We start from the raw sequence: 24,986 nt of genomic DNA on the forward strand, positions 1-24,986 counted from the left end.
TTAGTGATTAATTTAATCTGGATTTAGTTGTCTTAATACTGCTTGTCAATAGTTTAATAAGTTCAATCGCATCTTTATTGACACTTTCAAACTGTTGTTCGGTCAAATAAGCCGTTGCTTGCAATAGATCCAACCAATAAATCGTTTCATTAATCTCTTTTTGTGCAATCGCTAATTTATGCACAAAATCCGTTTTACTCTCGGCATGTTCGGCTTCCCGCACCATTGCACCAACTGATGTTCCGCTGCGGAGAAGTTGTTTACTCATCAAAAACTCAGACTTCTCTTCATTCAGATATTTGAACAGGTTCACAATCCGAATGGCAAACTCAAAGCTTTTCTGTTTTAAGATTCCCTCTTTCATAGTTCATTAATCGTTGACAATTAACCACTAACCACTCATTACAGGTCTTTTATCAGCACATTGGCCTTGGAGAACTGTGTATCGTACTCGTCGAGAATATCTTCGAGCTGATTAGTGATTTCAACGTCACGCAGCGAGCCGTGCTCGTCTATTTTCTTTTCAATGGTTTCCATCAACATTCCGAGAGTCATCTGCAAGATGGCAAACGCCGGCTGGTAGCCCGTTTTATCGGCATCCGGTATTATCACCTCGCGTATGATTCCTGATTCTGTCAGTTTCGTCAGCATCGTTTGTACCACATGCTCGGGCAACTTAATCGCTTTGGCAAGCGTCAGCACCACCGGAGGATCTTCACGCCGTTCAAAGCATTTCACAATATAGTGAACCAGAAAAAGATAGGCAATCTTCTGTTTTCGTATCGACAAAGAGACGACGCTACGCTCGATTTCAATACGTTTGATATTTTCGATGGTATAGGCAATGTTGGCTCCCAGAAGAAAAATATTCCAGGTGTAATACAAAAAAATCAGCAACAGCGGCAAAGCGGCAAAACTACCATAAATAGCATTGTAGCGAGCCACACCTACCTGAAAATTGATATAAACAAACTGCAATAACTGAAACGCTGTTCCGGCAATAATACTGGCAATAATTACAGGTTTAATTTTAACCCTGACATTCGGCATAATGGTGTACATGCAGGCAAACAAAAACCAGCTCATCAGGTAAGGCACAAACGAAAAGAACGCTTTGAACAACCAGTTGATTTCGGCCTGATCAGTCACAGACTGCAATGTGTGCGACAAATAAATCATCGCACTCGACGAGGCAATCAGAAAGACCGGAGTAAGAATCATCATTGCCAGATAGTCGGTAAATTTCCGCACCCAGGTTCGCTGTTTTTCAACATGACGAATATCGTTCAATGCTTTTTCTATGTATCCAAACATTTGGATTACAGAATAGAACAAGAACAGCAATCCCACTCCGGCTACGACTTCTCCTTTGGTGTGAGCCAATAACGATTTGGTAAAATCAAGGATCGTCGGCAAGGCATCACCCGCCCAATCGAGATGCTCCTGCATCCATTGCGTCAACAGGGCATCCATCCCGAAACCCTTAGCCACGCCAAACAACAACGCGAAAACCGGCACTATAGAAAGCAATGTAAAATAAGTCAATGCCGAAGCCCGGTACACCAACCGGCCCTTCACCCACTCGTCGTAGGTCACCGACCCTATTTTCATCATTGTGTAGCCAAAAGCCTTGTATTTGGGCAACAATTTTGTATCCGCGTGCCAAAGGTCGTGGAAAATAAACTGATTGAATCGCCCCACCAAGGTTTGTTTTGGCTTTGTTGTCATATTGCCTGGTTTAATGGAACAGAGCCCGAAACCGAAGTATTTCATCCGGCTTACCGGTTTTATTGAATGAATTTATTGATAGCGTCGATGTATGCCTCTACCGAAGCTGCAACGATATCCGTATTACCCGAAAATCCGTAGTACATATTGCCTTCATATTCAACCTGCATGTGTACTTTTCCAACATCGTCGCTCCCCTTTGTAATTGCCTGAATAAGGAAATCGTGCAAAGTCATTTTGCGTTTGATAATTTGTTTCAACGCATTGATTCCCGCATCTACAGGTCCGTTCCCGGTTGCTGCGGCTTCGAAATGTTCACCGGCAATATTGAGTCCGATGCTGGCCACCGAACGAATGCCGACGCCCGAAGTTACCTGCAAATATTCCAGTTTGATGCGTTGTTTTTCCAAACGCTCTTTACCGGCAAGCATTAGGATATCATTGTCGTTGATATCTTTCTTACGGTCTGCTAATTTAAGAAACTCCTGATAGATTTCGTCCAAACGTTCATTATCTTTAACATCCACGCCCAGTACGCTCAACCGGTGTTTCAATGCAGCACGTCCGCTTCTGGCTGTCAGTACAATAGAATTTTCGTCCAGTCCCACATCTTTCGGATCGATGATTTCGTAGCTTTCGCGATTCTTCAACACGCCATCCTGATGAATCCCGGATGAGTGTGCAAATGCATTCCGCCCCACAATGGCTTTATTGGGCTGAACCGGCATATTCATCAGACTCGAAATCATGCGGCTCATCGGCGTAATCTTCTGCGTGTTGATATTGGTATCGATCAGCAACTCTTTGTGGCTCTTCAAAATCATGGCAATTTCTTCCAGAGAAGTATTACCGGCACGTTCACCGATACCGTTGATGGTAACTTCCACCTGACGGGCACCATTCATCACACCAGCCAACGTATTAGCAGTTGCCATACCCAGGTCGTTATGACAATGTGTCGATATAATCGCATTCTGAATACCGTTAACATGCTCGAACAGATATTTGATTTTAGCAGCATAATCTACCGGCAAACAATAACCTGTCGTATCAGGAATGTTGACCACGGTAGCACCGGCTTTGATCACAGCTTCCACCACGCGGGCCAGGTATTCGTTGTCGGTACGACCGGCATCTTCGGCATAAAATTCCACATCTTCCACATAGCGTTTTGCATATTTCACGGCAGCTACGGCACGTTGAAGAATCTCTTCCTGATTGGAATTGAATTTATAGCGGATATGATAATCGGAAGTCCCGATACCGGTATGAATACGTTTATTTTTGGCATATTTCAATGCCTCTGCAGCCACTTCAATATCTTTCTCCACACCACGGGTCAGCGCGCAAATGGTTGGCCAGGTAACGGCTTTCGAAATTTCGACCACCGAGTTGAAATCGCCCGGACTGGAAATCGGGAACCCGGCCTCGATCACATCGACACCCAAACCCTCGAGCGCCTTTGCCACCTGAATTTTTTCCACGGTGTTCAACTGGCAGCCCGGCACTTGTTCGCCGTCGCGAAGCGTTGTATCAAAAATAAATAATTTGTCCATAAGATGAAGTGTTAGTTGATTGTCATATTATTAAAAAAGCCTCCTCACACCAAAGTGAGAAAGGCTTTTTCGTTTTCTGAGATAATGTTTTTATAATCACATGCCGACTCACTTCTGCTTTTTGTAGCACAAGAGTAGTAGGCTTAGTAGTATCGAATTGAATGATGTCATTTATTTGATTTTACGGGTGCAAAGATAAGCTCTTTATTTGGATTATGCAAATGATTTGTAACTTTTTCTGCTCAAAAAGATAAAATCCGAAATTTTATGCCAATAAAAAATATCAAATTACACACCAGCTTGACTAGTGTCTAGTTTATTCTGAATGAATTAATCGCTGATATCGAAGTATTACCCATTTTATCGGTTGTTATGACTTTCCAATAATACGTTTTCGCCCTTGCCAATATTTGCGTTGATGTGGTTACTGTTTGGGAAGCAACCACCTGTGTCGAAGCATTGACATTATCCAAATAAAGAGCATAGCTAGCTATATCATTATCCGGATCGCTCCCAGTCCACGAAAACGCCACTGAAACCGAAGCCGCTCCGTTTGAATTAATAACAGCTCCCGAGGCTGGAGACGTAAGATCGGCTGCAAACGGAGCATAACTACTTGATGCCGTACCCGACAAGTAAAATTTCCAACTATCACTGGTTGTTTTGCCTGTCGAATTTATTGCCGACACACTCCATGCATACGGGGTATTGATCGCCAAACTAATAGTATCACCCGTTTTTGTAGTTGTATATGCAGCAGAAATTTGCGTTTTCAAATTCTTAATCACCAATTGATAACTCACGGCATTACTCGCCGTCCCCCACGAAAAAATTACAGAAGCGGTGGTGGTAGTTGCCGAAGTCCCCTGTAAGCAGGCGGTATTATTTGCCGGCAAAGATAGCGTAGTAATACCCGGAGCCGGCACCGGAACCGGAGTGGGCTCGTCGCTTCCCCCACCACAACTCAACAAAATAAAGCCAAGTATTAAACTGCCAATGCTGGATATTCTTATATTATGTATCATTTGTTTTGTGTTATCATTAATAATTTCGTGCTCATCATGAATCTATTGCTTAACCACCCTCAGGCTTCTGTGAATAACAGAGCCGTTAACTTTAACGATATATGTTCCATTTGAGAAGTCAGAAATATCCATATTGACCAATTTGTTTTGAGGAATCTGGTATTTATATTTTCGCAATAATTGACCATTCAACGAAAACAAATCTATCGTCACATCCTTGTCCTCTTCGGGAATACCTATTGTTATTTTACCCTTTGTCGGATTAGGAAAGAACGAAAGCTGCCCGCTCACATCGTTATATATCGTTTCTTCATACACACCCTGACAAAGCTTATCCGTATATATTTTTATCCTGTTTTCGCCCGGCTGCAAAGAGACATTTATATTTCCATCATTATTCTCTGTGGTTTGATCGTTTACCACAACGAAATAATTGCTTCCTCCGCTTACAGAATACTGTGCACTATTCGGGGCTGCGCTTACTTTCAATACACTCAAATCTTCGGGTTGAGAGATTATAACCTTGAATGTTTGCTCATAGTTCTCCAGAAAATCAATTTTAAAAGTCAGGGTGTAGGTATCCGCCGGGAGATTGGACAAACTAAATGTTTTATCTGTAAATATGATTGAATTATCATACGTTTTATTATTAGTACCAACCACTCTAACTTCATATTCATACAGTTTATCCAGAGTAACCTCTATTTTGCCGTCATTTGTATCACGACAACTACAGTTAGTTCCCTTCACCTTATAGTTTTTAGATGTAGCAACGCCTGCCGCATTGACAAAAACCAATACAGGAGACGACACCACGCTATCAGCGACACTCTTCAGTATGATAGAATGAGTACCGATAGCCAAATAATCAAACACATTAGCTGATTGATAAGCCCTACCATCCACACTATACACAAATCCGGTTGCCGGAGTTACCGTGGCAGTACTAGAGAAAAAGGATGGATAGCTGGTTACCGAACTGCCATCAGGCTGAGTCACCACTACTTTAACAGCCTCAAAATTAGCAACCAGCGCACGTGCCGAAGTGACTGTAAACGTATATTTAGACTTAGTGGACACCACGCTTCCACTCTCCGTCCAACCTGTAAAGACATACCCTGATTTTGGAATGGCAGTTAGGGTACAGGAAGAACCGTAGGTATATATTGCACCTCCTGACACTGCACCATTTGATATTGAACTTGATGTCGCAGAAATCGTATTATTCAAAGGAACAAAATTAGCAACCAAGGTTCTATCCCCGTCTACTTTAAATGTATAATTGGCATCTTTTGAAACCTCAGAGCCACCCTCCGTCCAGTTAGCAAAAACGTATGAAGAACTTGCTGTAGCGGTAAGTAAACACAATTGCCCAGCAACATAAGACCTTGCACCGTTTACAACTCCACAGACACTCGGATTTACAGATGCAGAAATTGTACAGATTTTACCATAGTTAGGAACAAAAGTATGCGTTCCGCTTACAGGAAAACAATAAATTGGACTTGTAGATCTTATTGTATCATTTTCCATCCAAGCCAGAAATCCATAACCTACAGATGGAGTAGCTTTAAGACTACAAAACGAGCCTAATTCATAGGTTCCTCCGCCCGTTGCGACTCCACCGACACTACCTGTTGTGACATACACTGCAAATAAATTAGCATCTTCTACTATTTGAAACGTATTCCATGGATAAACATCCAAATAAAAAGATTTAGATCCCGTTGGAACATACAAAATACAATCAGAACCGGATACTCCATAAAAAACGCTAACACCTAATTCTATATCAGAAGGCGATGCATTTTTAACATGAATATCCTTCAATCCGGTACAATTAGTAAATACTTCATCTTTTATGTTCTTTATTGAAAGAGGAAATGTGATTGATGTAATATTGCTACAATTCATAAAAGCTTTATCCCCTATGGTCGTCAATGAAGAAGGTAGCGTTACCGATGTTAATCTATCACATTGAATAAAGGCACTATCCGCTATGGTAGTAACTCCCGAAGGAATTGTGTAACTTCCAGATTTACCTTCCGGACATGTAATTAACATTGTTGCTTGCTTATTGAATAAAACACCATTATTACTATAATAATTTGGATTTGAAGCATCAACAGCAATAGATGTCAAACCATTAGTATCAATAAAAGCACCGTTTTCAATTGTAGTAACCGACGATGGTATGGTCACCGAAAGTAAATCGTTACTTCCACAAAAAGCCAAATTGCCAATAGATGTAACTCTAAATGTTGTACCACAATAAGACACCGAAGATGGTATCACAACATTCCCGGTATAAGAAACCTCACCATCATTTGCTACCTTGGCAGTATAAGGATATGAAGGTGATGTAACATAATAGCCAATTCCAGCGGATGTAAAAAAGTTACTTACCTCCATTGTTATGGTATTACTGGTTGCTGATGATGTCGTTACATAAGGAAAGTTACTAGTCATAACACAGGAAATCTCATCATTATCCTTTAGGGTTGCACTCTCATAAACATTATTTGTAGCACCTGAAATAGCAACGCCATTCAAATACCACTGATAAGCCGGAGCTGTACCTCCATTAGTCGGAGTTGCAGTAAAAGTAACCGACCCTTCGGAATAAATTTTGGTTGTCGAAGATTTGATGCTCACCAATGGTGCAACAGAAATCATCGACATTGTTATGGTATTACTGGTTGCAGTCGGTATTGTGGCACACGGAAAGCTACTGGTCAAAACACAGTAAATCTCATCATTATCCTTAATAGTTGTACTTGTATAGGTGCTATTTGTGGCTCCAGAAATAGCATCTCCATTGAGATACCACTGATAAGAAGGTGTTGTACCTCCATTTATTGGAGTCGCCGTAAAAGTAACTGATCCCCCCGGGTAAATTTTGGATACCGAAGAGGCAATGCTCACCACAGGTGCAACACTAGGAGTAACCTTCATTGTTATCACATTACTCATTGCCGAGTTAGATACTAAAAAAGACAATGTACTAGAAACATCGCACGAGATAATATCGTTATTAGCTAGCGTCGTAGTAGAGTAGATACAGTTTGTTGCTCCCGGAATATTTTTTGTATTTAATTTCCATTGATAAGCCGGGCTATCACCTCCATCCGTTGATGTTGCTGTAAAAGTAGCTGGGCTACCTGAACATATGTTTGATTGGGATACACTGATGTCAATCCGCGGAGTTAACCTACCCTCAATGAGATTGACAAAGTCTTTCCATTGATTGGCAGCAGCATAGAGCGGTTTCGAACCGGTTGGAACGTAAAGCGTGCAGATGGTAGTGGAAACTCCCGAGAATACCAAAAGATCTAACGTAATATTAGACGGAGAAACATTATTTACAGACAAAGAGTTTAAGGCGGCACAACCAAAAAAAGCATTACTTCCAATCGAGGTTACAGAAGAAGGGATGGTAATAGAGATTAAAGCATCGCAATTAGCAAAAGCACTATGCCGAATTGAAGTAACAGATCGGGGGATACTAATGGAGGTCAAAGCGGTACCACTAAAAGCATAATCCCCTATAGAAGCAACAGATAAAGGAATATCATAGGCTACGCCCGGCTTTTTCCATGGATATTGAATCAACGTTGTCTGTGCTTTATTGAACAACACTCCATCATTACTACTATAATTCAAATTATTACTATCGACTGAAATGAATGCTAAAGCTTCATTATAATAAAAAGCCTGATCACCTATAAACGTCACCGATGAAGATATATTAATATTTGTTATTTTATCACAAAATGCAAAAGCTGAACTTCCAATTGAGGTTACAGAAAAAGGAATATTAATAGATGTCAACATAGAACATTCCTCAAAAGCACCATCTCCAATCGAAGTAACAGATGAAGGGATAACATAGGATGCTCCGGATTTATTCGGTGGATATCGAATCAACGCAGTCTGTGCTTTATTAAACAACACACCATCATTGCTACTAAAATTCAAATTTTCACTATCGACCGAAACAGATGCTAAAGAACTGTAAACAAAAGCAGTTTTATCTATTGCCGTAACAGATGAAGGAATGGTAATCGAGTTTAAACTGTAGCAACAAGAAAAAGCAAAAGAGTATATTTGGGTTACCGCATATGTATCTCCATTATAACTTACCGAAGAAGGAATTGTAAATGCTCCGGATGTGGATGTACTGATAGCGGCGGTTGATCTATCTCCTATTGCCACCTTTTTATTAGTGGCATCGGTAATGGTATAGGTTACGCCATCTACGGTGAAAGTGTCGCCGGCCCAAGCTTGCAGGCTAAATAGAATTAAAACAAAGAAGAGTACTATTTTTCTCATTAGTGGTGTTTTTACAGGTATAATTCAGAGATCACATAGAAAAAAAACAAACATTTTCTGTCTACAGCAGCACACAACAGAAAATGTTTTTTATTTTTCTAATTTAAGCTGTAAAAATAAAACATTTGAATGAATCCAACAAATATAAGATAATTTATTTTAGCTTAAAATGACCCCAAAACAAAACCACCAATCAGAAAACATTTGAATGCATAAAAAAAGCTGTGATTTTACAACCACAGCTTTTATCTACTTATTTATTGAAACTCCTCAGTTTCACATTCGTAATTACCTTTTTGGTATGAAGGGTAAAGTCGCCCTGCAAAATCCAGCCGTAATAACCGGGATCACGTTTCAAAACATCAGCCACCTTTTGTCCTTTGTATTTTCCAAAGTTGAAAATTTCTTCATCATTATCATCCAGCACAATACGCCCTGCAAAATCGGCATTACGGTTAAACGACGAGAATTTAGAGAGATAGTTCACATCGTTCTCCAGGTCTTCATAACGATCAAGCTGAGCTTTCAACACTTCGTAGGTTGCACGGGTGTCGGCCTCTGCGCTATGGGCATTTTCCAGATCACCGTCGCAGTAGAATTTGAAAGCGGCAGAGAGTGTTCGGGGTTCTTTTTTGTAGAAAATAGTCTGTACATCAATAAATTTGCGTTTCATCAAATCAATATCCACATCGGCACGAATAAACTCTTCGGCCAACAGCGGAATATCGAAACGGTTGGAATTGTAGCCCGCCAAATCGCATCCTTCGATGTCCTTTGCCAAATTTTTAGCCACTTCGACAAATGTCGGACAATCGGCCACATCTGCGTCCGAAATACCGTGAATTTCAGTCGACTGAGGCGGAATAGGCATTTCGGGGTTTAGTCTTAAAGTTTTACACTCTTCTTTCCCGTTTGGAGAAACTTTCAGGTACGAGATTTCAACTATCCGATCGGAAGCAATATTCATACCTGTTGTTTCCAGGTCGAAAATGACCAACGGATTTTTTAAATTTAACTGCATTATAATTAGAATTTTATTATTGTCTTGCTTTTTTCATAACGGCTTTCAGCGATTTCCTCAAATCCTCCACAACCAACTTACTTTCAGGATATTTTTTCACATAGGCATCCATATCTGCAAATAACTTTTCAGAAGGTTCTGAATACAATTTCAAAGAGAACATATCCGAAATTGCATCTTTATCCTTGGGATGAGTTGAGAGATACTGCTCAACACTCTCCATCGCTTTTTTCATACTTGCATCCCGGTTTTCAATATCACGTTGTTTGTTGTACATCAATGCATCCAAAAAATGCCGGTACATCTCTTTCAAATAAGGCCGCGGAAATTGACGAGCATCAATACTTTCCACATACTTACGCCCCAGATCCAGTTGTGCCCTCAAAAGATAAACCGTCACTCTGGGTACCACGATGAAATTCAGCAAATTTTTCTGATGAGACGCACTGTCAAGATAATGCCCGGCAGCAATCAATTGTAAAGAATCGTGGGTAGCGTTAAAGTTATTCAGACTTCCGATTCCCCGCTGAAGATACATTTCGTAAACCGTATGTTTGGAGTGCACCCGCTTCACCTGATCTTTTTTTGAACATCCGGTACACAAAGCCAACACAATAGCTAAAGAAATAAATACACGATACATAGTTATTCTTGAATTTGTCAACTATTTATTTTTCAGTAATTCACTACTCTATCTCAATTTCCGTTCTCCTGTTCAATGCCCTGCCTTGCTCGGTGTCATTCGTAGCAAGCGGACGTGTCGCGCCATACCCTTTGAAATTGACACGGTCGGCTGCAATTCCTCCCGTCATCAAAAAGTCGACAACCGCTTTGGCTCTTTTTCCTGAAAGCTCCATGTTATAGCTCTCTGTGCCAACATTATCGGTATGTCCTTCTATTAAAATTTTCACCGAAGGATATTCGAGCAAAAAGCGCCCCAAGCGTTTAAGTTCGGGCATCGATTCGGGCTGCAACTGCCAGGAATTAAAGGCGAAATAGACATTCCTCAACGTCGTTTTCCTGCCTTTGGCAATCTTTTGCAGCGCTACTTTCACATTCTTTGACGAGTCTCCAAGCTCAAACGATTCAAACAAATAAGGTTTGGCTGACACCGTGAGTCCGTATTTTTTACCAACCGGATAACATACTGAGAACTTTCCGGTAACGTCATCCGCATAAAGAGTCTGTATTTTTTGTCCGGAACTTAAATCAGTCACCTCAACCAATGCCCTTAACGGTTCCTTGTTTGCAGCATCAGTAGTGATCCCTTCAAAGCAAATCACAGATCGGGGACGGACTTCTACCGGAAGCTCCACCTTGTAAATCTCACGGCCTTTCCCATTCTGTTCCAAACCATTGGTCGAAAAAAAACCGTAACGACCTCCTGTTTCAACAACAAAGCCGGTATCATCTCCCGGAGTATTGATCGTATTGCCTAGGTTTACAGGTTGTTTCCATTGTCCTATTTGATTTTTCCGGGCAACAAAAATATCGTTTCCGCCATATCCACCATGTCCGTTGGACGAGAAATAGAGCGTTTCGTTATCCGGATGAATAAACGGCGACATTTCATTTTTTGCCGTATTGATGCTATCGCCCAGATTTTCCGCATTAAAAAACCGTAGCAGTCCATCCGATTGCACGGCTACCGCACACTTCCATATATCCATTCCGCCTTTTCCGCCCGTCCTGTTGGATACAAAAAAGAGCGTTCGCCCATCGGCTGAGAGTGATGGATTACTCTCCCAAAAACGGGTATTCAACGGAGCATCTGCATGAATCGGTTGCGACCAACGGTTGCCGTGCCGAATGACATAATAGATATCGCAACTGCCCAAGCCGTCTTTTCGATCGGCAGCAACAAAAAAGAGGTAACGCCCGTCAGCTGAAAATGCAGGCGATCCCTCGTTATAAGGTGTATTCAAAGGTTTGGTCAACACGCTATCGGGTTTCCAGTTTCCGACAGAATCTTTTTCAAATATCGTCAAATCTTCCTGTGTTGCCTGATATACAGACTCTCCCCGATGGCTTACCGTTGTTGCAAAGTAATGGTTATCTGCTGAGATCGTCGGCCAATAATCATCATCCGGAGAATTGACCGATGAAACATTTATCGGTTTCGATGACATGACGGGTGCCTGTCCGCAAACAGAAATCCAAGCCACTGTAAAAAGCAGCACGCAAAAAACAATCCGATATTTAAATGCCTTTTTCAACTTCGGTTCTAACCCTTTCAATTAGTAATTGTTGATCCTGATCAAAAAGAGGTTCATAAGGTATTGGCTTGTGAATGACCAAAGTCAGTTTGGCCGGATGGATCAGATAGCTCCATATAGGTAATGCCTTGTATGTTCCCTTTATCGTCAAAGGAACGATCGGCAGTTTTATTTCGGAAGCAAGAAAGAAAGCCCCGCGCTTGAATTTGCCCAATTTGCCATCTTTGGAACGGGTTCCTTCAGGGAAAATAACCACCGACGAACCGTTCACCAATTTACGACTAGCATCGTCTATGCTTTTTTTTGCCGACATCGGACTGGTACGATCTATAAAAATATGGCCGGCGGCTTCGCATGCTGCTCCCACGAGCGGAATCTTGCGCAGCTCTTTCTTCATGATCCATTTGAAACGCGAATCGAGCCATCCGTAGACAAGAAAAATATCGTATCCGCTCTGATGATTAGCAGCAAAGATATACGATTCCTCTTTCGAGATATTTTCCGCCCCTTCCACATGTACGGTAATAAACATTCCATAACATGCAAAACGCGACCAGGCACGGGCTGGCAGATAAGTTATCTCCTTATCGCGAAACAATGCCGCAAACAACATCGTAAACAATGCTGTTAAAACAGTGGCAACTGCAAACAATGGAATGAATATCAGCCATTGATATAAAAAAAGAACCGGATTAAATCTGCGTTTCATTTGCCGTGATAATTAAGTATCTAGTTATTTTTTCGGCTCATATTGCTTCAAATAGTCGAACAACTGACTGTAGACCTGATCGCGTACCGGCTTACGGGAGAGTACCAAGTCGTGCATCCCTCCTGTGATTCCGATAATTTTGACATTGGTCGAGATGTTGCGTGCATATTTGTGAATATCTTCAACATTGAGCACTGCATCGGCATTAAACAGATCATCATTCCACTTCTTAGTATTGATGGATCGATCGGAATGCATTACCAATACCGGTTTTGCGATATGCAGTCCGGCCTGCACCCGTTTGATGCCATCATTCACGGCATGAATCCAGCCATAAGTTACATCTGGGGCAATCAACGGTTTCAAAGTGAGGCTATAATCCCATTCTCCCTTAAAGTTTTTATGAAGACTTTCGCCGTACCAACTCACATCAGAAGCCTTACGTGTTTTCTCCGGGCGGGTAGCTCCTTCACTTGCTGCAATCGGCAAAATGGTTGCCCTGAGGATCGGACTTAAATTCCATGCAAAAAATGGGCTATTCAGAAAAACAGCATCGAATTTCTCTTTTCCAATGCGGTCTTCCGCGTATAGCGCAGCTATTAGTCCTCCCATGGAATGGCCGTTGAGCACAACAAAGGTATTCTTTTCGCGATGGATGATATTCAGAGCCTCGTCTATTTCGTTGTAATATTCAACAAGATTTCTAACATCGCCCCTCACCTGACCCGGTAAAATTGACCGACCGTTTTTTCTCAAATCGACCGCATAAAAGTTATACCCATGCTTAATATATTCTTCGGCCATTTCAGCCTGAAAAAAATAATCGTTGTAGCCATGAATATAGAGTACTGCTTTACGGGTAGTTGTATCTGGAGCCAGTTTTCTGACAAGAGTTGCCACCACCCTGCCGTTGTAGTCATTGCCCATGTCAAGTGTTGTTTTCTGAAAACCCTGACATAAACTATCCGGCACATATTCACGTTTGAGTTGCGCATTTACACTCAGGCACGAGATCAATATCAATACTATAACACTTAATTTTCTAATCATTTTTCTATCGTAGTTTAACTTGTTAAATCTGTTTTCGCAATTGAGCAGTAGGCAACCCCAACTGGTCGCGATATTTAGCTACCGTTCTCCGGGCAATATCAAAACCTTCTTTGGTAAGCAATTCGGCCAATTTCTCATCCGAATAAGGATGCTTTTTATCTTCGTTTTCAATAATATCCTGTAGCGCATTTTTCACTTCATGAATTGAGAACTCCTCGCCCGATTCGGTCTGCACCAATTGAGAAAAGAAATATTTCAACGGAAAGGTTCCAAACTCAGTTTGCACATATTTGCTATTGCTCACACGGGAAATCGTCGAAAGATCAAAGCCTGTTATCTCCGCTATATCTTTCAATATCATAGGCTTCAACAAGGCCTCATTTCCATCCAGAAAGAACGGACGCTGGAGTTCTATAATCGCCCGCATGGTAGTGAGCAGCGTTGTATTTCTCCGGTTTAAAGTATCAATAAAGATCTCAGCTGACTCAATTTGTTGCTTCACGTATTGCGCGGCTTCTTTTACATTTCTGTTAACTGCTTTATCGGAGGTCAGTTGCTGTTGCATCTGTTGGTAATCCGGATTCACGCGCAACGAATGCTGATTTCGGTCATTAAGAGTAACTATCAGAACGCCGTTATCATTTTCAACAATAAAATCAGGAACAACAATCTCCTTGTTTTTTTCGAGCAAGGTACTCCATGCGTTTCCGGGCTTTGGATTGAGACGTAACACTTCATGAACGATCTGTTTCATCGCCTCATCTTTGATCCCCAATTCCGACATTATTTTTTGATAATTCTTACGGGCAAACTCTTCAAAATACTTCTCTATGACTACCTGTGCCAATCTACAAGCTTCTGAATCGGACTCTTCCCTACGTAGCTGAAGCAGCAAACATTCCTGCAAAGAACGCGCGCAAACCCCGGGCGGATCAAATTCCTGCACACAAGCAATTGCAATATTCAGATCCTTTTCGCTTATATCCTGTCCAAGTTGAAACAACAGGTCGTTGCTCATGTCGTCGGTCGAACGTCGTAAATAACCATCATTGTCAATATTTCCAATAATGTATTCCACCAAAGTACGTTCATATTCCGTCAGCGAACGAAGTCCTACCTGATCCTGCAAAAACTCATGAAAGGTAAGATCGGCCGAAAACGGTATGTCCTCTTTTTTCTCATCTCTCGAACGGTTATTGGCAATTAACTTATAATCTGGAATATCATCCTCATTCCGATAATCTCCCAGATCCATATCTCCGTTATCCTGATTCGATCCGAAATCATCCTGATTGTCAGAATCATTATTTGAGTCTTCTCCGGCCGATTCTTCGAGCGCCGGATTACTTTCCAGTTCCTGAATGACACGCTCATCCAACTCGACTGTAGTGGCTTCGAGGAGCTTCACCAGCATAAGTTGTTGAGGCAACAGCTTAAGTTGTTGTTTTTGTGCCAGTTGTTGTTTAAGCATATTTCAAAATACGGTAATTCCTTTTTAATATCTGAAACTACTTCCGCCCAAGAATTCACGCAGAAGCGATGTCGGGGGAATTTCACGGTCGCGTATAGGCGTAAAGTACCGCATAAATTTAATCAGGCGGTGCGCTTCGGTATATTCATCGCAATTCTGCGGCACCTCGGCTAGAATGGGCTCCACGTGTTTCTTCAAAACTGCAAGTTCAAAGATTAAAGCAGAATTGAACATCACATCCGCATTTTCCTGATAAGGGAAAATCCATTTATCTTCTCCTTTACGTACACTGGGCCAACGTGAGATGGTTTCGCGCGCACTGTAATTCCGAAACCTGTAATCACGTACTATTCTTCGTATCAAACGATTGTCCGTAGTCGATATCCAGTTATGGTCGTCAAGCGCTATAGTTGTCAGCGCCGAGACGTATATTTTAAATTTGTTCTCATCCGGGATGGCGGTTGTCAGGTCAGGATTCAATGCATGAATACCCTCCATTAACAGCACATTTTCCGGTTTCAATTTTATTTTATCACCTTTATAATAACGTTTACCATCGTCAAAATTGTAAGTCGGAATCTCCACCTCTTCACCTTTCAACAAACGACGAAGATGGTCGTTGAACAACTCCAGATCAAGAGCAGCCAGCGCTTCGTAATCGTAATCGCCATTTTCGTCTTTCGGTGTTTGATCACGGCTCACGAAATAATTATCGAGCGAAATACTGATCGGATGAATCCCGGCAACAGCCAATTGAACGCCCAACCGTTTGCAAAAAGTAGTCTTCCCCGACGACGATGGTCCGGCAATAAATACAAAGCGAGCGGTCTCTTTACGTTGAGCAATCATATCGGCAATTTGCGACACTTTCTTCTCATGCAACGCCTCTGCTACATTTATCAAGGTGTAGGTCAGGTTTTTTTTACCTGCATGATTAAGATCTCCGATATTACGCATACCCATCAACGAATTCCATGCAATAAACTCTTTGAAAACATTGAACATTACCGGCTGATCTACAAAATCTTCCAGTTTCACAGGATTATCGCGATTGGGAACTCTCAGCAGAAAACCATCCTGATAAGGTTCTACATCGAATATGGACACCTGTCCGGTTGAAGGCAAAAGAGCACTGCTGTAGTAGTCAATAAAATGTCCCATACGAAAATAACGGGCATAAGGAACGCCAAGAGTTCCGAGCAAACGCACTTTATCAAATTGTCCGCGCTGACGAAACATTTCAATCACTTCGGGAGTCTGTCGTTCTTCGCGCATGATGGGCAGATCTTCTTCGATAGTCTCCCGCATCCTCTCTTTTATAGCCTCCAGATCTACAGCTATCACCTTTCCATCCTGCGTCACATTGCCGTAATACCCTTTTGAGACAGGATGCTCAATATGAAGAATAGCATTGGGATACAGGTTATTTACGGCTTTAGCCATCACCATGGACAATGTGCGTACATATACACGCATTCCGGATGAAGTGCTCAAATCGATAAATGAAATATCTTTAGGCTTAAACACCAAAAAATTAAGGCTTTCCACCTTATTATTCACCAATGCTGCCACTACCTGAAACGGGAGTTTTACCTGCAATTTCCGATAAATCTCGAGAAGGGAACTACCGGCCTGAAAATCATGGTACGATTTAGTGTTTTTGCAATAGATGGTTACTATTTTATCCATAACTGAATATATTCGTCTACAATAAAACTGAGAATAAACTTTGGAGAAATTCTCTATCGGGCTATAAAATTAGCGAAAAAACGGTCAGGTTACACTGCTCAAAGCCGATATTACTACAATAATTATGCCAGTTTATGCATTATTAAATCTGTTGCGCCTAAATTTCCATTCACAAAATCTGCCGAGTTCTTTCCACATTCCAATAAATAGTCGTTATTCTGCAGCAGCTTATCCATCAGGGTTACATATTGTTGCGATTCAGAAACAGAGAAACTACCTCCGGCATCAATCAGTCCGCAAGCCTCTCTGAACTTATGATAATTTGGGCCAAAAATAACAGGTACGCCATACACGGCAGCTTCGAGCACATTATGAATTCCCACGCCAAAACCACCACCGATATAGGCAATCTGTCCGTACCGGTAAATGGACGAAAGCAATCCTATGCAGTCTATGATCAGACAATCGGCCTGAGCAGCATATTGTTCGTCTGTTTTGGTATAACGGGCAAAAGGACGTTTCAGCTTGCGACATATATCCTCAATGTGAGATTCGCTTGTGACGTGTGGAGCTACAATCAGAAATAAGTCGTCGTGCGAATTAAAATAATCGAACAAAATATCTTCATCCAAAGGCCAGGAACTACCAGCCACCAAAACGCGTCGTCCTTTAGCAAAGGCTTCAACTAAAGGCAACTCTTTCGCCTGTGCAGCTATTTCGGCAACCCGATCGAAACGGGTATCACCAGCAACAGTTACATTAGTTACACCTATGGTCTTGAGTAATTCTTCCGATGAATTGTCCTGAACATACAAATGCGTAAAAGCAGACAAAAGCTTGCGGTACCAACCACCATACCATTTGAAGAATGCCTGCTGCGGACGAAAAATAGCAGAAACAAGATATGTGGGGATTCCTCTCTTCTTCAACTCTGTCAGATAATTTGCCCAAAACTCGTATTTAATAAACACGGCTTTTTCGGGCTTTACAATATCCAGAAAACGGCACACGTTACCCGGAGTATCCATTGGAAGATAGACAACAACGTCCGCTCCTGTATAGTTTTTCCGAACCTCGTAACCTGAAGGCGAAAAGAATGTCAGAACCACCTTTTTCTCGGGAGAACGGCGTTTTAGTTCCTCAATAAGAGGACGTCCCTGCTCAAATTCACCCAATGATGATGCGTGGAACCACACATATTTTTGTCCCGGAATAATCTTATCCTGAAGTATGGAGAAACTACTGTTTTGCCCCTTCGCCAGCAATCCGGCTTTTTCATTCCATTTGGCGGCTAATTTAATACCAGCCTGATACAGGGCAATGCCCGAATTATACAATAAAAACATAATGAAAGTTTGTAAATCAAGGCTGCAAAGATAACCTTTTTGCTCCTAAATTGGCCATTAATATTCCAAGGTCGAAACATCCACCAACGCACAAACAATATTATTCATCTATTTAATTATCAAACACCTAACCATATTAATTATCTTATTTGTATTTTTTAACTATATTTTATTCACAAACAAAATATCACCCGAAAGTTTCGTTGTATATTTGCACAGTTGTTTATGCAACTATAAAAGAACTAACTATATGGTACAAGTACATGAAGACGAAGTTTTTAGCATATTAACCGGCAAAGTTTCCAATGCTATAAACCGAACATTTCTACGCTCATTTTCCCAACAAGGCATCGACATCACTACAGAACAATGGTCGGTAATGGCCTGCTTATGGAAAAAAGACAAAGTAAGTCAGCAAACTCTTTGCAGCCTCACCTCCAAAGACAAGCCCAGCATGACCCGGCTAATTGACAATTTGGAAAAACGAAGCCTTGTAATGCGAATGGCTGACAAGAACGACCGGCGCAACAATCTCATCCATCTCACGGATGACGGTTACAAACTCCAACAGAAAGCAACGGATATAGTCCAGAACATTGCAACAAAGACCCTGAATAATATTACTGAAGACGAGCTGAACGTTTGCCGCGTTGTGCTCAAAAAAATAATGACTAACCTCCAATAAATTTTTTATACTAATAGTTGCACAAACAACTTCTATTCAAATCTCAACTTACGATTATGGCAAGAAAAATCTGTGTTTTAGTTTTATCTACACTTTTTGCAACATCGCTGTATAGTCAAAAGACACTTCAACTGGAAGAGTGCAGACAGATGGCAATTGCGCACAATAAAAGCATCCAGATAGCACAAGAAAATGTAAAAGTCGCTCAACAATACAAACAAGCCGCTTTTACACAATTCTTCCCGAACTTCTCGGCAAACGCAGCATACACATGGAACCAGAAAAATGTATCTCTTCTTGCTGAAGATGCATACCTGCCGGTGTACTCGCTCAATGCCAACGGCACGCCCAATTATGGAGCATCCTGGAACAATTCGTGGACTGTCGTCAACGGGACTCCTGTTCCACTAGATGCCAACGGTAAACCTTTCAACCCTTCCACCAGCCCGGATAAAATCGAATGGAAAAACAAAGCCTTACTCCCGAAAGAAGCAATGGAATTCGATATGAAGAATGTATTTGTCGGAACCATCGGTTTCACACAACCTATATTTATGGGAGGCAAAATCAAAGCTTTATACGACATTGCAAAATACGGAGAACACCTTGCGAGTGCACAACAGGAAAACAAAATGACCGAACTCTTGCAGGAAGTAGACGAAGACTATTGGCGCGTAGTATCGCTTGAAAGCAAAGTTGCTTTAGCCAAAGAATACAAGGGATTGATTGCAAAAATGGATTCCGACATCCGAACAATGGTAGACGAAGGAGTTGCCACAAAAGCAGATGCTCTCAAGGTGAGAGTTAAGCTCAACGAAGCCGATGTTGCCCTCACCAAAGCTGAAGACGGACTAAACCTGTCGCGTATGGCCCTGAATCAGGTATGCGGAATGCCGCTGGATGAACAATACCGTCTGGCAGACCAGAGTCTTGACACAAAAGCTGTGGAACCTCAATTAATTCCCATAGATCAGGCATTGGCAAACCGCCCCGAAATAAAAGCACTGACACAGATGCAAAGCATTGCCAAAGCCAATCAAAAGGCGATGTTCTCACGGTTTCTGCCCAACATTGCATTAACAGGCAATTATCTTGTGTCCAATCCCAACTCATTCAATGGTTTTGAGACCAAATTCGGAGGAATGTTCACCGTCGGAGTGGTTGCCAATATTCCGTTGTTCCATTTCGGAGACAAATTGCACACGCTAAATGCTGCAAAATCGCAATATCGCATTGCAACACTTCAGTTACAGGAAGCAAAAGAAAAGATGGAGCTCCAAATCAAACAAAGCTCGTACAAAACAGCGGAAAGCATCAAAAAGCAAACCACCACTCAACACAACATCGATCAGGCTGTAGAAAATCTGCGCTATGCTACCGAAGGATTTGAAGCCGGAGTAATTACTTCGACCGATTTGTTAGCAGCTCAAACAGCATGGTTATCTGCGAAATCCGAAAACATCGATGCCATCATCGATGTAAAACTTTGCAACTTATACCTCGAGAAGTCGTTAGGAACACTTAAAGCTCCCGCAACAAACAATACAATAAAAAAATAACCAAACTCATTAAATATCTAAATTCGCACTGACATGAAAAAAGAAAACATCAACAATAAAGATTTGAGAATAGGACTTATCAGCCTTTTGGGGGCTCTCGTCATTCTGTTCATTATCGGATTATTCGTTTTCAGGCCAGAACCTATTACCATTCAGGGAGAAGCCGATGCTACCGAAGTGAGAGTTTCGGGAAAAGTTCCGGGCAGAATAAAACTATTCCTGACCGAAGAAGGAGCAAAGGTTAAAGCCGGCGACACCGTTGTTGTCATTGACAGTCCTGAACTGAATGCAAAACTGGAACAGGCAACAGCAGCAGAAGATGCAGCTCTGGCGCAGGACAGAAAAGCCAATAAAGGTGCCCGTAAGGAACAAATAGCTGGTGCTTATGAGATGTGGCAAAAAGCAGTCGTGGGTGTTGATATTGCAAAAAAATCGTACGACCGTGTTCAGCGACTGTTCGACAAAGGGGTTGTAACTGCCCAAAAACACGATGAAGCAGAAGCGCAGTACAAAGCAGCCGTGGCTCAGGCAAATGCTGCAAAAACACAATACGACATGGCTATGAACGGTACCGAAAACGAAGACAAAGCCGCAGCACTGGCAATGGTAAACAGAGCCAAAGGTGCCGTACAGGAAGTTAGGGCATATCTTCATGAAACCTGTCTTGTATCTCCGATTGACGGCGAAGTTACCGAGATATATCCCAAACGCGGAGAACTGGTCGGCACTGGCGCTCCTATCATGAGCATTGTTGACCTGAACGACATCTGGTTCACCTTCAACATCCGTGAAGATTTGCTTTCCTCTATAAAAATGGGATCGACGTTCAACGTAAAAGTTCCCGCTTTGGGGAATAAAACCGTACAGGTAAAAGTAACATACATCAAAGCATTGGCTTCTTACGCCACCTGGAAAGCAACCAAAACGACCGGACAATTTGACATCAAGACATTCGAAGTACGTGCCCGTCCGACAAGCAAAGTTGAAGGTCTTCGTCCCGGAATGAGTGCCCTTTTGGAAGAAACATTGAAATAACGCCTCGTTCAGGCGCTATCGCACCCACTATCTTAAACCGATTATTTTCATCACTAAATTCAGAACTTACATGCCCGATAAAAAAGCATCAGTCATCGGCGCCACACTCAGACGAGAGTTGGCAAAAATGAAAAGCCGTCCCATGTACCTGATTCTCACACTTGGGATCATGAGTTTTTGCTATATCTTTTTCATATCTTTCTTCAACGAAGGGCAATTAATGAAAATGCCTGTTGGTATTATCGACCATGACAACTCCAAAATTTCACGACAATTCTGCCGTAATCTTGATGCAACACAACAAGCCAGAATTGTGATGAGACTGAGTAATTTCAAAGAGGCGCGGGTTGAAATGCAAAAAGGAAACATCTACGCTTTTGTGGAGATTGAAAAGGGGTTCTCCGAAAAATTACAGGCAAATAAAAGACCGCCCATCACATTCTACATCAACGACGCTTTCCTCACAGCAGGATCTTTATTGCTAAAAGACATTTCCACGATGAGTCTTCTGACTTCCGGCGGAGTTCAGCAGAAGGTTTTAAGAGCCAAGGGAGTGGACGAAAGCCTCATTCCCGGCATCGTCCAACCGGTCTCCATCGACACCCATATGATTGGCAATCCATGGTCGAACTACAGCGATTATTTCCTGAACGTTTTCTTTCCCGGAGTGCTGGAGTTCGTAATACTGATGACTACGGTTTTCGTCATTGGCATCGAATTCAAGGAACGTACATCACGCCACTGGTTACGAACGGCTAATAACTCTTTTTCAAAAGCACTGATCGGCAAACTACTGCCCTACACGGCCATTTTCATCTGCCTGGGATTTTTATCCAACATTATTCTGTTCGGATATTTGCATTTTCCACTCAACTCCAGCCTGTTTTGGATGCTGCTGGCAACCGTGTTTTATGTGATAGCATGCCAGTCTGTAGGACTACTTATCATCGGAATTCTCCCGGTATTGCGCGATTCAGTATCAATCGTTATGATTTACGGCATGTTCGGTTTTACGTTTACCGGATTCACATTCCCCATTGAACAAATGGCATACCCTGTGCGTATTTTCAGCTACATCTATCCGATCAGGCACTATTTCAACATTTACGTCAATCAGGCTTTGCATGGAGTAGACATTAGATATTCGTTCGGATCGTATGTTATTTTGCTTGCATTTACATTGCTGCCGGCAATCATTTTCGTCCGACTGAAAAAGGCAGCCATTTATCAGAATTACCCTATCAAATAAAAGGAATCAATCAAATGAAGATAACCCGATTTTCCGGAATCAAGCGATTAAAATCCAACAGCAAAGACACGTTCGACATTTTCGTCAATGAGATGAAAATGATTTCGCACGACAGAGGCGTTGTGATCATTTTCATCATGGCCGTATTAGCATATCCTCTGCTCTATTCTCTTGTTTACAAAAATGAAACCCTGATAAATCTTCCTGTTGCTGTTGTAGATAATTCCCGCAGCCATGAATCGACAGAATTAATCAGACACCTGAACGCCACTCCCGAAGTAGACGTATTCAGCACATACACTTCGCTTTATGACGCTCAAAAAGCATTTAACCAACGACTTGTAAACGGAGTCATCTACATACCCGACAATTTCGGCAAAAACATTAATACTGGGCAAAAAGCCAATATTTCTGTGTATTGCGACATGAGCAGTTTTCTCTACTATCGAACTGTATTGCAAGCCACCAACCATGTTGTCCTTGATATGGGGAAAGACATTCAGGTAAAACGTCTGGGTGAACAGGGCATCACCGGAGAATCGGCTAAAATCATTACAGAACCGGTCCCCTACAATGATGTTGTACTATACAACGAGACAGCCGGATATGCAAGCTTTTTGGTTCCGGCCGTACTCGTACTGATTCTTTACCAGACACTTTTCTTCGGAATCACCATTCTTGCCGGTACGGCCCGCGAAGAAAACCGGTTTCACGCCCTCGTAAGCACCTCTGTCCACAAAGGGAAAACGCTTAGGGTAGTCCTGGGCAAAAGTGCGGCATATTTTATCATCTATCTGGCCTGGAGTATTTATGTGCTCAAGGTGATACCACAACTGTTCTCTCTGCCGCATCTCGGCGATTCGATAGATATAATCGGATTGGTAATCCCGTTTTTGCTTGCATCGATATTCTTTGCCATGACCATTTCCACATTCCTGCCAAACAGGGAAACGGGAATGCTGACATTCGGAATTTTCTCACTTATACTTCTGTTTTTGGGAGGAGTTTCATGGCCTTACTACAATATGAATGGTTTCTGGAAAGCTTTCGGATGGATTTTCCCAAGCACGCACGGAATTCAGGGTTATATAAAAATAAATACGCTGGGAGCTGATATCCAGACAATTTCAAAAGAATATCACACACTTTGGTTGCAAGCATTGATCTATTTGTTGTTATGCGTATGGGCATATCACCGGCAAATAAAGAAAAGCCTTGCCAAAGCCAGAGCACACCAAATGGTTTCTCACAAAAGAGAAACAGCAATAAACGAGTCAGGTGAACAAGCAAACAATATCAAAAACTCCAATTCGCAATCATAAGTTTGTCATAGAAAACAAGATATTTCTTTCAAATAGAATGTTATAACTTGTTTTGAAACAAAAAAACCACTATATTTGCACGCTCAAAAAAAGATAATCATTTCACTATTAAAACTAAAGGAGGAACCAAGCCATAGCAGCGCCAAGGATAACAAGAGTCGAAAAAAAAGAACTGCACCGGATTAACGAACGCATCCGCGAAAGAGAAGTTCGGTTAGTAGGCGAAAACGTCGAACAGGGTGTTTATTCTATTGAAGTAGCTTTACGTAAAGCCGATGATTTGGGGTTAGATTTGGTCGAAATATCCCCGAATGCAGCTCCTCCTGTTTGCAGGATTACAGATTATCAAAAGTTTCTTTATCAGCAAAAGAAACGCGAAAAAGAGATGAAACTGAAAGCCTCGAAAGTGGTTTTGAAGGAAATCCGTTTCGGACCGCAAACAGACGATCACGACTATAATTTCAAACTAAAACACGCTCAGGAATTTCTGAAAGAAGGGTGCAAAGTTAAAGCTTACGTATTCTTCAAAGGTCGTTCCATCCTGTTTAAAGAGCAGGGAGAAGTGCTTCTGCTTCGTTTTGCGAGCGATCTCGAAGATTTGGCAAAAGTAGACTCATTACCCACACTCGAAGGCAAACGAATGATTATTATGTTTTCGCCGAAAAAGCCTGCGAAATAAAAATGAGCATCTCCGATATTCGCTAAAAATGTCCCAATTATTCAATTAAAATAAAAACAGAACATGCCAAAAATGAAAACTAATTCCGGTGCTAAAAAAAGGTTCACCCTTACCGGAACAGGAAAAATCAAGAGAAAACATGCTTACAAAAGCCATATCTTGACTAAAAAGACCAACAAGCAAAAACGTAACCTTACCCACGCAGGTTTGGTTGATTCAACAGACTTGAATAACGTTAAATTCATGTTGTGTCTTAAATAAGCACACTCTCTTTAATTCCACTTTAGTAACCGAATGTTTAGCCTCAAGTTCGC

At 41.7% G+C, this 24,986-nt stretch carries 20 protein-coding genes; 7 read left to right on the top strand and 13 right to left on the bottom strand.

All coding sequences use genetic code 11. The annotated features are described in order from the left end of the window. Positions 1-7 precede the first annotated feature (7 nt). The 13 genes from PJIAN_RS07955 to PJIAN_RS08015 form a co-directional block, all read right to left on the bottom strand. Positions 8-364, bottom strand: coding sequence for a four helix bundle protein (locus PJIAN_RS07955; RefSeq protein ID WP_068703829.1), 357 nt, complete (start codon positions 362-364; stop codon positions 8-10). Between the two features lie 38 nt (positions 365-402). Next, the gene (locus PJIAN_RS07960; protein ID WP_172795589.1) at positions 403-1,728 is read right to left on the bottom strand and encodes a YihY/virulence factor BrkB family protein; all 1,326 of its coding nucleotides are present in this window, start codon (positions 1,726-1,728) and stop codon (positions 403-405) included. A gap of 59 nt (positions 1,729-1,787) precedes the next feature. Beyond that, positions 1,788-3,284, bottom strand: coding sequence for a 2-isopropylmalate synthase (locus PJIAN_RS07965; RefSeq protein WP_068703833.1), 1,497 nt, complete (start codon positions 3,282-3,284; stop codon positions 1,788-1,790). Between the two features lie 311 nt (positions 3,285-3,595). Next, positions 3,596-4,309 (bottom strand): hypothetical protein, encoded by a 714-nt coding sequence (locus PJIAN_RS07970; protein ID WP_153802522.1) that lies wholly within the window; start codon positions 4,307-4,309, stop codon positions 3,596-3,598. Positions 4,310-4,351: 42 nt separating this feature from the next. Continuing rightward, positions 4,352-8,641 (bottom strand): leucine-rich repeat protein, encoded by a 4,290-nt coding sequence (locus PJIAN_RS07975; protein WP_068703841.1) that lies wholly within the window; start codon positions 8,639-8,641, stop codon positions 4,352-4,354. Positions 8,642-8,894: 253 nt separating this feature from the next. Next, the gene (locus PJIAN_RS07980) at positions 8,895-9,662 is read right to left on the bottom strand and encodes a 3'-5' exonuclease (RefSeq protein WP_068703843.1); all 768 of its coding nucleotides are present in this window, start codon (positions 9,660-9,662) and stop codon (positions 8,895-8,897) included. A gap of 16 nt (positions 9,663-9,678) precedes the next feature. After that, positions 9,679-10,305: a hypothetical protein gene (locus tag PJIAN_RS07985; protein WP_068703845.1), complete on the bottom strand. Its 627-nt coding sequence runs from the start codon at positions 10,303-10,305 to the stop codon at positions 9,679-9,681. A gap of 43 nt (positions 10,306-10,348) precedes the next feature. Beyond that, positions 10,349-11,899 carry an OmpA family protein gene (locus PJIAN_RS07990; RefSeq protein WP_172795590.1) on the bottom strand — a complete coding sequence of 517 codons (1,551 nt, stop codon included), beginning with the start codon at positions 11,897-11,899 and terminating at the stop codon, positions 10,349-10,351. Continuing rightward, positions 11,862-12,587 (bottom strand): lysophospholipid acyltransferase family protein, encoded by a 726-nt coding sequence (locus PJIAN_RS07995; RefSeq protein ID WP_068703850.1) that lies wholly within the window; start codon positions 12,585-12,587, stop codon positions 11,862-11,864. Before PJIAN_RS07995 ends, PJIAN_RS07990 begins: the two co-directional genes overlap by 38 nt. A gap of 24 nt (positions 12,588-12,611) precedes the next feature. Beyond that, a complete protein-coding gene (locus PJIAN_RS08000; protein ID WP_201787353.1) occupies positions 12,612-13,637 on the bottom strand; it encodes an alpha/beta hydrolase in 1,026 nt (341 codons plus the stop codon). A 22-nt stretch (positions 13,638-13,659) separates the two neighbouring features. Next, positions 13,660-15,108, bottom strand: a complete 1,449-nt coding sequence (gene rpoN / locus PJIAN_RS08005; protein ID WP_068703851.1) for an RNA polymerase factor sigma-54 — start codon at positions 15,106-15,108, stop codon at positions 13,660-13,662. Between the two features lie 24 nt (positions 15,109-15,132). Further along, on the bottom strand, positions 15,133-16,797 hold the full coding sequence (locus PJIAN_RS08010; protein ID WP_068703852.1) for a nucleoside kinase: 1,665 nt from the start codon (positions 16,795-16,797) through the stop codon (positions 15,133-15,135). A 122-nt stretch (positions 16,798-16,919) separates the two neighbouring features. Beyond that, positions 16,920-18,143: a 3-deoxy-D-manno-octulosonic acid transferase gene (locus PJIAN_RS08015; protein ID WP_068703855.1), complete on the bottom strand. Its 1,224-nt coding sequence runs from the start codon at positions 18,141-18,143 to the stop codon at positions 16,920-16,922. Positions 18,144-18,393: 250 nt separating this feature from the next. Here PJIAN_RS08015 and PJIAN_RS08020 point away from each other — a divergent pair, with 250 nt between their 5' ends. The 7 genes from PJIAN_RS08020 (at position 18,394) to rpmI (ending at position 24,933) form a co-directional block, all read left to right on the top strand. After that, complete coding sequence (locus PJIAN_RS08020; RefSeq protein WP_068703856.1) at positions 18,394-18,828, top strand: MarR family winged helix-turn-helix transcriptional regulator; 435 nt, start codon at positions 18,394-18,396, stop codon at positions 18,826-18,828. Between the two features lie 56 nt (positions 18,829-18,884). Beyond that, positions 18,885-20,387 carry a TolC family protein gene (locus PJIAN_RS08025; protein WP_068703858.1) on the top strand — a complete coding sequence of 501 codons (1,503 nt, stop codon included), beginning with the start codon at positions 18,885-18,887 and terminating at the stop codon, positions 20,385-20,387. A 33-nt stretch (positions 20,388-20,420) separates the two neighbouring features. Further along, positions 20,421-21,422: an HlyD family secretion protein gene (locus PJIAN_RS08030; RefSeq protein ID WP_068703861.1), complete on the top strand. Its 1,002-nt coding sequence runs from the start codon at positions 20,421-20,423 to the stop codon at positions 21,420-21,422. Between the two features lie 70 nt (positions 21,423-21,492). Beyond that, entirely contained in the window at positions 21,493-22,671 is a 1,179-nt protein-coding gene (locus PJIAN_RS08035) for an ABC transporter permease (protein ID WP_068703863.1), read from the top strand. A 14-nt stretch (positions 22,672-22,685) separates the two neighbouring features. Further along, a complete protein-coding gene (locus PJIAN_RS08040) occupies positions 22,686-23,993 on the top strand; it encodes an ABC transporter permease (RefSeq protein WP_084252328.1) in 1,308 nt (435 codons plus the stop codon). A gap of 148 nt (positions 23,994-24,141) precedes the next feature. Continuing rightward, positions 24,142-24,672: a translation initiation factor IF-3 gene (infC, locus tag PJIAN_RS08045; protein ID WP_068703865.1), complete on the top strand. Its 531-nt coding sequence runs from the start codon at positions 24,142-24,144 to the stop codon at positions 24,670-24,672. A gap of 63 nt (positions 24,673-24,735) precedes the next feature. Beyond that, complete coding sequence (gene rpmI, locus PJIAN_RS08050) at positions 24,736-24,933, top strand: 50S ribosomal protein L35 (protein WP_068703868.1); 198 nt, start codon at positions 24,736-24,738, stop codon at positions 24,931-24,933. The last annotated feature ends 53 nt before the right edge of the window (positions 24,934-24,986 follow it).

Source organism: Paludibacter jiangxiensis (genome assembly GCF_001618385.1).
Lineage (GTDB): Bacteria > Bacteroidota > Bacteroidia > Bacteroidales > Paludibacteraceae > Microbacter > Microbacter jiangxiensis.